Here is a 14,395-nt window from a genome sequence, read left to right as displayed (position 1 = left end):
ATGATCCGACTGAACCTTACCGCCACCCCGCAATGGCTGGACCTCTCCCCCGGCCCGCGCCTGCTCGTCGGCCCGCTGACAACCGCCTTGATGGTTTCCGCCCGGGCGGACATAGCCATTGAGAGTTTGCCGGATACCGCCAGCACCGAGGAGCTCGCCCTGGCCATGGCGAAAGCCGTTGCCCGCCGGGCCATTTTGGACTGGGAGGGCGTGGGTGATGAAGATGGAAACGTCGTCGCCGTCACCCCCGAGGGCATCGACGCCCTTCTGGAAATCTGGCCGGTCTTTGAGGCCTTCCAGACCGGCTATGTGGCGAAGGGACTGATCCTGGACGCAGAAAAAAACGTCTCCGCGCCCTCGCCGAGTGGTCCTTCGGCGGGGGCGACCGGTATTGCGCCGCCTGCGAAGCGCGCTGCCCGAACTGCCCCGCAAGACTGAACCGGCCCCAGACGCAGGACGGCTGGCAGGTCTGGGATCTGGTCGGCCGCCTTGGCGGGCAATTGCGGGTGATCCCCGGCGCGGTGCTGGGCTGGGACATGGGCGCGGCCCTCGCCCTCGCGCACGCGCTGGGCATCGACACCCTGATCACCGCCGAACTGCTGCCCGAGATCGAGGCGGTGATGGTGCGCAAACTGAACGAACAAATCGGAGAAAACCATGGCTGAGAAGAAGGTCAGCGTCCGCCTTTCGGCGGTCGGCGGACGGCAGGTGCGCGCCGAGCTGGAAGGCATCGGCGATGCCGGGGCCCGTGGCTTTGGCCGCCTGTCGTCGGAAATGGAAATGGCGAACACCCGGCTTGTCGGCTTTGCCCGCAAGGCCGGGATCGCGCTCGCGGCAATGACGGCGGCCGCAGCCGCCGCAGGTGTGGCGATGATCCGGTCGGGGCTCGACACCATCGGCGCGCAAGCCGACATGGCTGCTTCGCTCAAGACGACCGTCGAAAGCCTGCAGGTGCTGACGTGGGCAGGGGAACTGGCCGGTGTCTCGATGGGCGAGATTGAACAGGCCACCAAGAAGCTGACGACCAGGCTGTCGGAAGCGGCCACTGGATCGGGATCGGCCGTGAGTGCCTTGGAACGGCTGAACCTGACCGCGGCTGAATTGCAGGCTCTGCCGCTGGATCAGCGCATCGTCGCCATTCAGGAGGCCCTGGCGCGCTTTGTGCCCGAGGCCGAACGCGCCGCCGTCGCCTCTGATCTTTTTGGCGACAAGGCCGCGCTGGCGTTTCTGCGCATCGATCCGGCGACCCTGCGCGAGGCAGCGCAGGATATGCGGGATTTCGGGGTGGCGGTCAGCGACACGGATGCAGCCCAAATCGAACGAACCGGCGATGCGATCGCAAAGCTGGGCCTGATCTGGCTTGGCCTGACCAACCGCCTGACCGCCGCGGTCGCCCCAGCATTGGAGGCCGTGGCCAACGCCCTGGCAGACATGGCGCGCAGCACCGGGCCGATCGGCATCGCGATCACCGCCCTCTTTGACAACCTCGGACGGCTGACCACCTATGCCGCCACCTTCGCCGCCCTGTTGGCCGGGCGCTGGGTCGCCGGGCTTGCGGCGGCTGCGCTGTCGGTGCGCGGCCTTGCGACCGGCCTGGTGATCCTGCGCGGGGCGCTGTTCCGCACCGGCATCGGCGCGCTGATCGTCGGTGCGGGCGAGTTGGTGTTCCAGTTCACGCGATTGGTCTCCGGCGCGGGCGGCTTTGGCAATGCCATGGGTCTGCTGAAGGACGTCGTGGCCGAAGTCTGGGAACGGATTAAGATGGGCGCCACGGCTGCTGGCGCTGCCGCCACCGCGATGTTCTTTGACATCAAAGCCGATGCGGCCAGCGGCATGCAAAGCGCAATCGAGAGCGTGGTGGGCTTCGGCAACACCGCCTCCAACACCTTTGAGGGTGCCTTCGAGGCGATCAAAGCGATCTGGGGTCTGTTACCCGCTGCGATCGGCGATCTCGCGTTCCAAGCCGCGAACAGCCTGATCGAAGGCGTCGAAAGCATGCTGAACGGCGTAGTCGCCCGGATTAACAGCTTCATCGAAGGGGTAAATTCGGGACTGGAGGCGCTGGGCTCGGAACGCCGGATCACGTTGCTCGGCGATCTGGACCTCGGCGAGATCGAGAACCGCTTTGCCGGGGCAGCCACTCAAGCCGGAACGGCGGCGAAAGAGGCGTTTGACCGGGCCTTCGAAAACAACCCCTTGGCCGTGCCGGACTTGGGGCTGAACGAGATCGCCCGCGAAGCCCTGACCTCGGCCAACACCTACCGCACGGCGGCCAGCGATCTGGCGGCCGGGGCGTTGGCCCCACTCACTAGCTGGCAGGCGTTGCAGGGCGCGGTCGCCAGTGCCGGAACCGAAGGGGAAGCGGCACTTGAAGGTGCAGTCGATGCCGCTGACCAGTTTGACGAGTCCATCACGGCGGCTGGTCGGGCGGCGGGCGGTGCTGGCGCAGCGGCGGCCGACGGGGCCGAAGCGGCAAAAACCGGCTGGGCCGCCACCGTTGCCACGCTGGCCGACTATGCTGCCAAGGCCCGCGACATTGGTGGCGACATCGGCCAGACGCTGGTCGGCGCATTCCAGAGCGCCGAAAATGCGGTCGCCGAGTTTGTCAAAACAGGCAAGCTCGACTTCCGCAGCCTCGTCACCTCGATGATCGCCGATCTGGCGAAGCTGGCCGCCCGGCGGTTCATTCTGGGGCCGATCGCCAATGCGCTGTCGGGCGCGCTGGGCGGCGCTGGCGGGTTGTTCGCCGACATCCTGCATTCTGGCGGCACCGTCGGCATGGCGGGCGGCCGCCGCATGGTGCCAGCCCTGGCCTTTGCAAATGCACCGCGCATGCATTCCGGCGGCTGGGCCGGGCTGAAACCAGACGAGGTGCCCGCGATCCTGCAGCGCGGAGAGCGGGTTCTGTCTCGGCGCGAGGCGGCGGGCTATGGCCAGGGGCAATCCAGCGCCCCCGCCGTCAATGTTACCATCATGGCGCGCGACGCAGAAAGCTTCCGGCAATCGCGCACGCAGGTCGCGGCGGACATTGCCCGTGCGGTGTCTGCCGGGCAGAGGGGCATGTGATGGCATTCCACGAGGTCAGGTTTCCCGACAACATCAGCCGCGGCGCGCGGGGCGGGCCGGAACGGCGCACGCAGATTGTCGAAATGGCCAGCGGCGATGAAGAACGCAACGGCTCCTGGGCAGACTCGCGGCGGCGCTATGATGCCTCTTATGGCATCCGTAAGGCCGACGATCTGGCGGCGGTCACCGCGTTTTTCGAAGCACGGCGCGGGCGGCTCTATGGGTTTCGGTGGAAGGACTGGGCCGATTACAAATCCGGCTTGCCCTCCTCAAACCTCGCCGCCACCGATCAGACCATCGGCACCGGCACGGGGGCCGCGACCACATTCCAGTTGGTCAAGCGCTACGCCAGCGGCGCGCAGTCCTGGACCCGGACGATCACCAAGCCCGTGGCCGGAACTGTCACCCTGGCGCTGAACGGCGTGGCCCAGATCAGCGGCTGGACGGTCAACACGACCACCGGCATTGTGACCTTCGCTGCGGCCCCTGCCCTTGGCATCGCGATCACCGCAGGCTTCGAGTTCGACGTGCCGGTGCGGTTCGACACCGACACGCTGGACGTCACCCTCGATTTCGAGCGGCTCGGCTCGATCACATCCATCCCCCTGATTGAGGTACGCCGATGAAACTTCTCCCTTCAGGCATGCAGGCCCATCTCGACGACGGCACCACCACTTTGGCGTGGTGCTGGCGGATCGAACGGGCCGATGGCGCGATCTTTGGCTTCACCGATCATGATCGCCCACTAGAAATCGCGGGGATGAGTTACGAGCCCGACACTGGTTTCGCAGCCTCCGAAATTCGCGCCAGCGCCGATTTCTCGGTCGACGGGCAGGATGCTGAGGGCGCGCTGCGTTCCGACCGGATCACGGAAACCGATATTCTGGATGGGCGCTGGGACAACGCGGCGATCGAGGTCTGGCGGGTGAACTGGGAGGATGTGGCGCAGCGGGTGCTGATGCGGCGCGGCAATCTAGGCCAGATCAGGCGTGGCAAGCAGGTGTTTGTCGCCGAAGTGCGGTCGATGACGCATTTTCTCAATCAGCCGGTAGGGCGGACCTACCAGTATTATTGTGACGCAGAACTCGGCGATGCGCGCTGTGGCGTCAATCTGGCCGCCCCCAGCTATTCGGGCAGCGGGTCGGTCGCAGCGGTTTCCGGCGATCGGACCTTCACAACCGCCGGTCTTGGCGGCTTCACCGCAAACTGGTTCGCGCTGGGCCGGGTGGAATGGACCAGCGGCGCCAATGCCGGGCGCCGGGCCGAGGTGTCGATCCATAGCGTCGCAGCGGGGGTGGCAACGATCACCCTGATCGAAGCACCCGTGCGCGCAATCGCCCTGGGAGACGGTTTTTTCATCCAGGCGGGCTGCGACAAGCAATTCGCGACCTGTGGTGCCAAGTTCGGCAATGGCGTGAACTTCCGCGGCTTCCCGTCGATCCCGGGCGACGACACCATCGTGCGCTATCCGACGCAAGGTGATGGCAGCACGGGGCAGCCGCTGTGACCGGCGCGTCCTCCTCCGCCTCCCGCGTAATCGCCGCCGCGGGGGTTTGGCTGGGCACGCCCTATGTGCATCAGGCCAGCTTGCTGGGCGCAGGCTGCGATTGCCTCGGTCTTGCGCGTGGCATCTGGCGCGATTTGCACGGGCCCGAGCCGGTGACGCCTCCGCCCTATACCCGCGACTGGGGCGAGGCAGGCGTGGTCGAAGTGCTGGCCGAGGCCGCGCGGCGGTTCCTGTTGGAAATCCCGTTGTCGGAAGCCGGGCCCGGGGCGCTGATCTTGTTCCGCATGGCGCGAAATGCCCCCGCCAAACACTGCGGCATCCGCTCTGAGACCGGCCTGATCCACGCCTACGAGGGTGCGGGCGTCATTGAAGAGCCGTGGAGCCCGATTTGGGCCCGCAAAACGGCCTTCGCTTTTCACTATCCGGAGTAACCCACTATGGCAGCAATCCTTCTCGGCGGCATCGGCTCGGCACTGGGCGCGGGCTTTGGCGGCGCATTCCTTGGCCTCTCCGGCGCGGTGATCGGTGGCGGCATCGGCTCGTTGATCGGCACGGCGATCGACTCCCGCATCATCTCGTCCTTCGCCCCCGACCAGCGTCAGGAAGGCGCGCGGCTGGATGAGTTGCGCGTCACCAGCGCCACCGAAGGGGCTGTGATTCCGCGCATCTATGGCCGAATGCGAGTCGGCGGCAACATCATCTGGGCCACAGATTTCCGCGAGGTCTATTCCGAAACCAGCCAAGGAGGCGGGGGCAAGGGCAGCGGCGGCGGCGTGGTCATTGAGGAATACAGCTATTTCGCGAGCATCGCGGTGGCCATCGCCACCGGGCCGATTGGCGGGATCGGGCGCATCTGGGCCGACGGCAGCGCCTTTGATGTGCCGGGAGCAATCTGGCGGCTGCACCGCGGAACGGAAACCCAGATGCCCGATCCGTTCATCGAGGCCACGATGGGCGCTGGTCTGGCCCCGGCCTATCGCGGCACGGCCTATATCGTCTTCGAGAACCTACCGCTGGCGACGTTCGGCAATCGGCTGCCGCAGCTGTCCTTCGAGGTCTATCGCCCCTCTGAGGAGCCCGACAGCGCCGAGCAGCTATTGACGGCGGTGAACATGATCCCGTCATCGGGCGAGTTCATCTATGCCACCGAACCGATCACGCGGACGGTCAGCGGCGGGGCCGTGCTGCCCGAGAACGTAAATTCGACCGGCGGGCAGTGCGATTTTCTGACGTCGCTTGACCAGTTGGAAGCCATCGCGCCGAACTGCAAATCTGTGTCGCTGGTGGTGGCTTGGTTTGGAACCGACCTGCGGGCGGGCAACTGCCAGATCAGGCCCGGCGTGGAAACCGCCAGCAAGGTGACGGCGCCGAAGCTCTGGCTGGTAAACGGGGTGGCTCGTTCCACCGCCTATGTGGTCTCGCAAATCAGCGGCAGCCCGGCCTATGGCGGCACGCCCAGCGACTTCTCGGTCGTGCAGGCCATTCAGGAACTGAAGGCGCGCGGCTTCCGGGTGACGTTCTATCCGTTTCTGCTGATGGATGTGGCCGAAGCCAACACGCTGCCGAATCCCTATTCGAACAATGCCGCAGCATCGGGCCAGCCGAAATATCCCTGGCGGGGCCGGATCACCTGTTCGCCCGCTGCGGGCTTCGCGGGCACGGTCGACAAAACGGCGGCAGCGGCCAGTCAGGTGTCGGCGTTCTTTGGGGCGGCGGTGCCTGGCAATTTCGCGGTGTCGGGCACGTCGGTGACATGGACCGGATCGCCCTCCGACTGGGGCCTGCGGCGGATGATGCTGCATTATGCCCACCTCTGCGTGGCGGCCGGGGGCGTCGATGCCTTCCTGATTGGCAGCGAGTTGCGCGGGCTGACCCAGATCCGATCGGGCGCCACCACCTATCCAGCTGTCACAGCTTTGCAGAGTCTGGCCGCCGCATGCCGGTCGGTCTTGGGCGCGGGCACCAAGCTCAGCTACGCGGCCGACTGGTCGGAATATTTCGGCCACCAGCCGCAGGACGGCACCAATGATTTGTTCTTTCACCTCGATCCGCTCTGGGCCGATGCCAACACCGACTTTGTTGGCATCGACAATTATATGCCGCTGTCGGACTGGCGCGACGGCGATCAGCATCTCGATGCCCTGGCAGGCTGGCCCGCGATCTATGATCTGCCCTATCTGCAATCGAACATCGAGGGCGGCGAAGGGTTCGATTGGTTCTATGCTTCGGATGCCGATCGCGCGGCGCAGTTGCGGACCCCGGTCACCGACGGCGCCTATGGCAAGCCATGGGTATTTCGGACCAAGGATATCCGCAGCTGGTGGCTGAACCAGCACTTCAACCGACCCGGCGGGGTGCAGAGCGGATCGCCGACCGCATGGGTGCCGCAATCGAAACGGGTCCGCTTCACCGAAGCCGGGGCGCCCGCCGTAGATCGCGGTACCAATCAGCCGAATGTGTTCTATGATCCCAAATCCTCGGAATCCTTCCTCCCCTACTTTTCGCGGGGTTATCAGGATGACCTCGTGCAGCGTCGCTACATCGAGGCGCTCTACCCCTACTGGAACAACCCGGCCAAGAACCCCGCCTCCGGCCTTTACGCAGGCCGGATGATCGACACTACTGAGATCGCCATCTGGACATGGGACGCCCGGCCCTACCCGGCCTTCCCGGTGCGCTCCGACGTCTGGTCCGACATCGACAACTATCGCCTTGGGCATTGGCTGACTGGCCGGATCGGCGGCTGCGGTTTGGCGGAACTGGTCCGGGAGTTGTGCCAGACCGGTGGCGTGCCGCTGGACCTGATCGATGTCACGCAACTGGCGGCCACCGTCCCCGGTTACGCGATCACCGCCATCGAGAGCGCCCGCGCCTCCATCGCACCCTTGGCACAATTCTACGGATTTGATGTCGTCGAAACCGGCGGGCAGTTGCGCTTCGTCCCACGGGGTCGCTCTGCCGTGGCCCAGATCGCCGCCGATACTCTGGTGATCACCGATCGGAACGCGGAGGACATCAGCTTCACCCGGGCGCAGGAAACCGAACTGCCCCGGGCCCTGAAGTGGCGGTTGCTGATGCCCGACGAGGATTACGGCTCGCTGTCGGTTGAGGCCCGGCGCATCACGGTCGACACTGCCCGGGTGCGCACCGAACAGTTCCCGATCGTCTATCCCGCCGCCCTGGCGGACCGCGCCGCCCGCCGAGCACTTTATGAGGAATGGGTCGGCCGGGAGGATGCGGCTTTCGCTTTGCCGCCCTCGCGCCTGGCGCTGGACCCGACCGACGTGATCCGCCTCGAACATGACGGCCGGACGCCTGACTATGTTCTGGCCCGGATCACTGATGGCGGCGCGCGCTGGATCGAGGCCAAGCGCACCGACCAGACCCTCTATGATCTGCCACCGGGCCCGGAACGCACCCCGGCCTTTATCGCGCCGACAGTGTTCGGGCCACCGGCGGCAATCCTGATGAACCTGCCGCAGCTGGCCGATGATATCCCGGCCCATCGCCCCTATGCCGCGGTGTTCGCAGCGCCCTGGTATGGATCGGCGCTGATCTGGCGCAGCCCGTCCAGTGATGGTTTCACGGCGCTGGGCACAGTCGGGCAGCCCGCCAGGCTCGGCACGCTGGCGTTTGATTTCTACGCCGGGCCGGTCTGGCGCTTTGATGATGGCAACGAGCTTTGGGTGGATGTGGCGTCGGGCACCTTCAGTAGCCTCGACAACGAGGCTTTGCTTGCGGGAGGCAACCCGCTGGCAATCGAGACTGGGCCCGGCATCTGGGAGATCATCCAGTTCGGCACCGCTGCGCTGCAAAGTCCCGGGCGCTGGAAACTGACCCATCTGCTGCGTGGCCAGTTCGGAACAGAAGATGCCATCGCCAATCCGGCCCCGGCCGGGTCGCGGGTGGTGGTGCTGAACAGCGCTGTGGTGCCGGTCGCGATCGGGGAAAGCGATGTCGGCCTGCCCGCCAACTGGCGGATCAGCCCGTCGACGGTCGCGGCGGCTGACCCGCTGAACCTGCAACTGGCGTTCACGCCTTCGGGCCGCGGCCTGCGCCCGTTCAGCCCGGCGCAGCTGCGTGGGGCGCCACAGCCCGGGGGCGACGTGCTGCTGACGTGGCTGCGGCGCACGCGGGCCAGCAACGGCGACAGCTGGGTGCTGGTCGATGTGCCGCTCGGCGAGACCACGGAAGCCTATGATCTGGAAATCCTGAACGGCGCCGCGGTGGTGCGGACGGTGTCCGGCCTTGCTGCGCCCTCTTTTGTCTACACCGCCGCGATGATGGCCACCGATTTCGGCGGGCCAATCACCACCCTGCGCTTTCGCGTCTATCAGATCGGCGCGCTGGGCCGCGGAAGCGCCGCCGAGGCCCTCGTCTGATCCTTACACCTTGAACCCTTGGAGGCATTGGCATGAGCCAATCCACGAACCTTGCGCTGCCCTATCTCGGGGCCAGCCAATCGCAGAAGCATGTCACGGTGAACGAGGGCCTGCGGTTTCTCGATGTGCTGGTGCAAATCGCGGTCAAGAGTGCTGCCCTGTCCGCCCCACCAGGCGCCCCAGCCGACGGCCAGCGCTGGATCGTCGGGCCAGCGCCCACCGGTCTATGGGCCGGGCGGGCGACGCAGATCGCTGCCTGGCAGGACGGGGCCTGGGTGTTCTATGTCCCGAAGGATGGCTGGCTCGCCTGGAACGAAGCCACCTTGTCGTCGCTGATCTTCAGCGCGGGATCGTGGATTTCGCTCATCGGTGCGCTGCTTGCCGCGGGCGTGGCTGATGTCGCCTTCACCCTGACCGATGACGCCGATCCCACCAAGAAGGCGACGTTCGAACTCTCGGGCATCACCACCGGCACGACCCGGACCTTCACCCTGCCCAACACCACCAGCGAATTGGCGATCTTGGCGGGCACCCAGACCTTTACCGGCAACAAGACTTTCTCGGGCACGCTGACAGCATCGGGAACCGTCACGGTCTCGGCCGCAGCCGCCACAATCGGCACAGCCACGACGACCGCGACCTATGGGCTGGGCACCGGGGCTACCACAACCGGCATCACAAAGACCGTCAACCTCGGCACCGGTGGCGCATCAGGATCGACCACCGTCGTAAACATCGGCCCAACCGCAGCAGGCGCGGGCGGCACGACGGTGGTAAATACGCCGACGGTCACCTTTGCCAATGCGGTCACGCAGGTCGGCATGCCACAGGCGAACCTGACCGCCCAGCTCCTCGGGCTCGGTGGCGCCACCGCCGACAGCTACAACCGCCTGTCGGTCAACACCCCGGCCATGCTCTTCAACAATGCCGGAGCCGGTATCGAGGCGACCGTCAACAAGGCCGCCCCCGCCAATGATGCGGGCTTCGCCTTCAAGACCGGGTTTTCCGCGCGGGCGCTGATCGGGTTGCTCGGCAGTGACAACTTCGGCTTCAAAGTCAGCCCGGACGGCTCGGCTTTCTATGAGGCCATCACGATCGACCGCAGCAACGGTCAGGTCGAACTGCCGCAGCCCACCATCCTGCCCGGGCTGGCCGCAGCCCCTTCGCCACCGCCGAGTGGCAAGATCGCCGTCTATGCCCGCAACCGGGCAGGCGCGCCTTGGGTCGACGTCATGCGCCCATCCGGCCGGGATTTCCCGCTGCAGCCGCATTTCGGGGTGAACCGGATTGCGAACTGGTCGCCGTCGGTCACTACCACGATCACCACCGAAGGGCTGCCGATTACCTCCGTCGGCACGGTTTCGCACCCGACGCTGGCCGCCACCAACCTTGCCGCCAGCATGCGCCGCTGGCGCCTGACCTCGGCCGCAGTGGTGGATTCAGTCGCAGAACAGCGATCGGCGGGCTGGGCCTGCTGGCGTGGCAATGCCGCGGGCCTCGGTGGCTGGACCTTCGTGACCCGGCTTTCGCTCACCACCCTACAAGCCACCGGAATGGGCTTCTTCGGCCTCTATGGCTCCACCGCAGCGCTGGCCACCACACTGACACTGGCCACCGTGCTGAACTGCGTCGGCATCGGCTTTCAGCGCGGCACCCATGCCAACTGGCAGATGGTTGCCAATGACGGCACCGGCACACCGACCCTGACCGACATGGGCGCCAACTTTGCCATCGCGACCGGCGGGGTGCTGACGCTCTATATCGCCGCGGCCCCGAATGCCGCCTCGGTCTGGGTTCGGCTGGTCAATGAGGTTTCCGGAGCGGTGTTCGAGGCCGAAATCACCGCCGATCTGCCCGCCAGCACGCAGTTCCTTTCGCCCCGCCTCTACCTGAACACAGGCGCCACTGCGGCGGCTGTCGCCTACGACTGCTCCGGCCTTTACGTCGAAACCGATTACTGAAGGAAACCCAATGAATGACCGAACCACGTTTCTGCAGGAGGTGGGCGCAGCCCTCCGCGACCACGGAATCACCGCCGCGATCACAACACTGGTTGGCGGCACGATCGCCTTGCTCGCCGCTGTCACGCGCAAAGCCTTCACCAACGATGCCATGCTGGCTCGGCTCGACCGGGAACTTGAGGCCGAACGTGACCGTGCCGATCGCCAGCGGACCGAGGATCGCGACGACGATGCCGACCGGCTGGAACGTATCGAAACAGACATCCGGGCGATGCGCGATCTGATGTTTGAGGCTTTCCAGCGCGGCCGCACCGACTGACCACGCGACCAACAATCCGATCCACCCCGCATCCGCCCGCAAGGCGGGTTTTTTCATGCCCGGCGACGGGCGAAAGGAGCCACCCCATGAATACCGACACCCGCGATCCCCTCCGCCTGATCCAGAGCGGGCTGGACAAGCTCGGCCATTCCCCCGGCGCCATCGACGGCCTCTGGGGCCTACGGACCGTCAGAGCGATGAAAGCGCTACTGGCCGCCAATGGCCGCGCGGCGTCCGTGGCGCCGCCGGGCCCGCTGCCTTGGATCACCGAGGCGAAATCTGCCCTCGGCCGTCACGAGGCCCGCGACCGCTCCTGGCTGATGGACTGGCTGAAACGCGACGGCCGGTCGCTGGGCGATCCGTCGAAGAACCCGTGGTGCGGGGACTTCGTGGAGACATGCATCCGCATGGCCCTGCCCGACGAGCCGCTCCTGGGCGCGCTGGGCACCAACCCCTACTGGGCACGGAATTGGTTGCTGTTTGGCCGAGAGGTGCAGCCGATCATCGGCGCTGTGCTGATCTTCGAGCGCGGGTCTGGTGGCCACGTCGGTTTCGCCGTCGGCCAGGACGACGCGCATTTCTACGTGCTGGGCAGCAACCAATCCGACGCCGTCACCATCGCCCGGATCGTCAAGTCCCGCCTCCTCGGCGCGCGCTGGCCAGCAACCTACCCGCCCCGCCTGCAGCGCCTGTCGACGATGAAGCCGGGCGAATTCCTCACAACCACCAATGAAATCTGAACAGGAGACCATCATGCTGAAACCTGCAATTCTCGCCTTGATCCGCCAAGTTCTGACCGTCGCAGGCACAGCACTGGTCGCCAAAGGTTATATTGAGGCATCCGATGTCGAGCCGGTGATCGGCGCGCTGCTGACGATCAGCTCGGTAATCTGGTCGATCGCCGACAAGCGCGGCCGCTAAAAGCCTGCGCGGAACCCAATTTCAACCCTGCGGCAAGAGGATCATGTAGATCGAAGCAATCTTGCTTGGCGCAAGCATCCCCTGCCACTATCAAAAGTCAGCACGACATTGGGAGAGCTTAGATGAGCGTCGAAGTTATCATGGGCGAACCTGAAGACGCACCGGAAGTCATTGTGGCGGACGTTCCACCCATCGACCCTGACGAATTCTTCTCCAAGAATGCATTCCGTATCGTTTATCAGACGAACAATTTCTTTCTACCTCAAATTCGAGATCTGATCGAAAAGGGCGAAGTGCTCAATATTCGACCAGAATATCAGCGACGCCTTCGTTGGTCGACGGCGCAAAAATCTAAATTAATTGAATCGATGCTCCTCAATATCCCGGTCCCGCCAGTCTTTCTATACGAAAGTGAGGCCGCACGTTACGAAGTAATGGACGGACAGCAACGTTTAAATGCAGTCAAAGAGTTCTTGGCAGGCGATTTTGCTCTGACATCGCTGCCGGTGCTCAAACCCCTGAACGGCATTCGCTACTCGCGTTGCCCTCCTCGGATTAAACGAGCGCTTGATCGTTCGAGTTTGTCCGCAATTGTGCTTCTACTGGAAAGTGAAGCAGAAGCGTCACCGAACCGACTGACAATGACGGACATCCGGCGGTTCATCTTTGATCGTTTAAATACTGGGGGAACGAAACTCAATCCTCAAGAAATTCGGAATGCTTTGAATCCTGGCCCGTTCAATCGAATTGTAATTGAACTCACGCGTAATAATTTGTTCACGTCAGTATTTGATATTCCACCTTATATCGAAACTGACCCGAATGATTATTATGAAAACCCGTCTCGTCAGAAAAACACTCTCTACTCCAGTATGGCAGACTGCCAGCTTGTTCTCCGATACTTTGCTCTGCGAGAAGAGGAGAACATCCGTGGCTCCATGAAGTCCATGCTGGATCGAGCGATGGAGAGAAAGATTTCTGAAGAGGAAGCGGATATCTTGAAGCAAGAATATATTGCACGGTTCACATTCCTTCACGGTCTATTTGAGGGGAAGCCTTTCCTTCTTCCGCCGGATGAAAAGGGGCGAGAGCGCATATCAGCCGCCATATACGATGCGTCGATGGTTGCAGTAAATCAAGCATGGGCCGTACGAGAAGAAATTTTAGCAGACGGGATGAATGTTCGCAGTCGAATGGTGGAGGCCGCGGCTGATCCAGATCGCCTTCCAATTTTAACCGGTCAAGGCAATACTGCTAACGCTGTTAAACAGAGGATTGAGCTAATGCGGTCAATCCTTCGTCCGGAATAGTCAGATGGCCGCCCTCTTCGATGCAATCACCGACGAGCTCGTCGAAGATTTAGATGCGATAAGGTCTCTGGTTGCAACCTTCTCAGATGCCAAACAACCGCCAAAATTGCGTATCGCGGCCGCAAATTCCGCGACTCTTCTTGTTGCAGCAACCTTTGAAGAATTCATTCGCGAGATGGCGAGAGAATATGCGCGCGCTGTAGTTTCAGGTGTGGAGAAGTTCGAAAAGCTACCAAACGACCTAGTTGGCACAGCCTGGAAGCGAACCATGGACGGACTTGGGAAGATCAAATTTGACATGAAGCAAGGCCAAGGCGGGGATGTATTTGTGGCGGCTCAAGCACGCTTTTCTGTGATCTATGAATTTTGTAGAGGCGATCTTTCGAAGGATATTTACCGAGAACTTATTCACAACGAAAACAATATGCGCCCGAGAGAAATTAACGGCCTTTTTAAGGTAAGTGGGCTTAGTGATGTATGTACAAAATGTTCGGACAAGCAGCCGCTTCTTGATTTATTTGGCGAATCAGAGCCGGGAAAGGCCCACGGAAAGACTTTGACCAACATTGAAGACTTCTTTGAGCGGAGAAACAACATCGCGCATGCACTCAAACTGGGGCAATCGAGCAGCCCAGAACAAATTAATACCGACATCGACATGCTTGAAAGCTTCGCAAAGGCATTGGGCCAAACCTTGGCCGCCGTTGCACCGCCTCAGTTCGTGCCCGCTGTCGCGGCTGAGGCCGCGCCTGTCGGAACGTGACTAACAGTGCCCATTTTGTGAGTTGTGCGGCGTGTTCTCAATCGGAAAGTTATCTTTTCCGCCCTGTCGCAACTTGCCCTGTTTTGTTGACCTATTGTTGTCCTGGGATTTTGGACAGCAAAAAGCCCCGCGGAAGGCGGGGCGTAATGCATTGTAGTTACTGGTA

Annotated in this window: 13 protein-coding genes; all 13 read left to right on the top strand. The window is 63.4% G+C overall.

All coding sequences use genetic code 11. The annotated features are described in order from the left end of the window. The 13 genes from P775_RS07505 (at position 1) to P775_RS07455 (ending at position 14,229) form a co-directional block, all read left to right on the top strand. The gene (locus P775_RS07505) at positions 1-438 is read left to right on the top strand and encodes a hypothetical protein (RefSeq protein WP_099910396.1); all 438 of its coding nucleotides are present in this window, start codon (positions 1-3) and stop codon (positions 436-438) included. A gap of 68 nt (positions 439-506) precedes the next feature. Further along, the gene (locus P775_RS27985) at positions 507-665 is read left to right on the top strand and encodes a DUF7697 family protein (RefSeq protein ID WP_425439894.1); all 159 of its coding nucleotides are present in this window, start codon (positions 507-509) and stop codon (positions 663-665) included. Then, a complete protein-coding gene (locus tag P775_RS07500; RefSeq protein WP_099910395.1) occupies positions 658-3,066 on the top strand; it encodes a phage tail tape measure C-terminal domain-containing protein in 2,409 nt (802 codons plus the stop codon). Before P775_RS27985 ends, P775_RS07500 begins: the two co-directional genes overlap by 8 nt. Then, positions 3,066-3,692 carry a DUF2460 domain-containing protein gene (locus P775_RS07495; RefSeq protein ID WP_099910394.1) on the top strand — a complete coding sequence of 209 codons (627 nt, stop codon included), beginning with the start codon at positions 3,066-3,068 and terminating at the stop codon, positions 3,690-3,692. The genes P775_RS07500 and P775_RS07495 overlap by 1 nt, the downstream gene beginning before the upstream one ends. Further along, positions 3,689-4,573: a DUF2163 domain-containing protein gene (locus P775_RS07490; RefSeq protein ID WP_099910393.1), complete on the top strand. Its 885-nt coding sequence runs from the start codon at positions 3,689-3,691 to the stop codon at positions 4,571-4,573. The genes P775_RS07495 and P775_RS07490 overlap by 4 nt, the downstream gene beginning before the upstream one ends. Beyond that, positions 4,570-5,004, top strand: a complete 435-nt coding sequence (locus P775_RS07485; protein ID WP_099910392.1) for a C40 family peptidase — start codon at positions 4,570-4,572, stop codon at positions 5,002-5,004. The genes P775_RS07490 and P775_RS07485 overlap by 4 nt, the downstream gene beginning before the upstream one ends. Before the next feature lie 6 nt (positions 5,005-5,010). Beyond that, positions 5,011-8,955 carry a baseplate multidomain protein megatron gene (locus tag P775_RS07480; RefSeq protein WP_099910391.1) on the top strand — a complete coding sequence of 1,315 codons (3,945 nt, stop codon included), beginning with the start codon at positions 5,011-5,013 and terminating at the stop codon, positions 8,953-8,955. A gap of 32 nt (positions 8,956-8,987) precedes the next feature. Beyond that, positions 8,988-10,916, top strand: a complete 1,929-nt coding sequence (locus P775_RS07475) for a DUF2793 domain-containing protein (RefSeq protein WP_099910390.1) — start codon at positions 8,988-8,990, stop codon at positions 10,914-10,916. Positions 10,917-10,926: 10 nt separating this feature from the next. Next, positions 10,927-11,235, top strand: a complete 309-nt coding sequence (locus P775_RS07470; protein WP_099910389.1) for a hypothetical protein — start codon at positions 10,927-10,929, stop codon at positions 11,233-11,235. A gap of 86 nt (positions 11,236-11,321) precedes the next feature. Next, entirely contained in the window at positions 11,322-11,975 is a 654-nt protein-coding gene (locus P775_RS07465; RefSeq protein ID WP_099910388.1) for a TIGR02594 family protein, read from the top strand. Positions 11,976-11,988: 13 nt separating this feature from the next. Further along, the gene (locus P775_RS27980) at positions 11,989-12,156 is read left to right on the top strand and encodes a Pam3-gp28 family putative phage holin (protein ID WP_180287369.1); all 168 of its coding nucleotides are present in this window, start codon (positions 11,989-11,991) and stop codon (positions 12,154-12,156) included. Between the two features lie 122 nt (positions 12,157-12,278). Next, positions 12,279-13,466, top strand: a complete 1,188-nt coding sequence (locus tag P775_RS07460; protein ID WP_099910387.1) for a DUF262 domain-containing protein — start codon at positions 12,279-12,281, stop codon at positions 13,464-13,466. A gap of 4 nt (positions 13,467-13,470) precedes the next feature. After that, complete coding sequence (locus tag P775_RS07455; protein WP_099910386.1) at positions 13,471-14,229, top strand: HEPN domain-containing protein; 759 nt, start codon at positions 13,471-13,473, stop codon at positions 14,227-14,229. Positions 14,230-14,395: the final 166 nt, after the last annotated feature.

Source organism: Puniceibacterium antarcticum, from assembly GCF_002760615.1.
Taxonomy (GTDB): domain Bacteria; phylum Pseudomonadota; class Alphaproteobacteria; order Rhodobacterales; family Rhodobacteraceae; genus Puniceibacterium; species Puniceibacterium antarcticum.
Note: the sequence above shows the minus strand (reverse complement) of the source record. Positions and strands in the feature narration are given on the sequence as shown.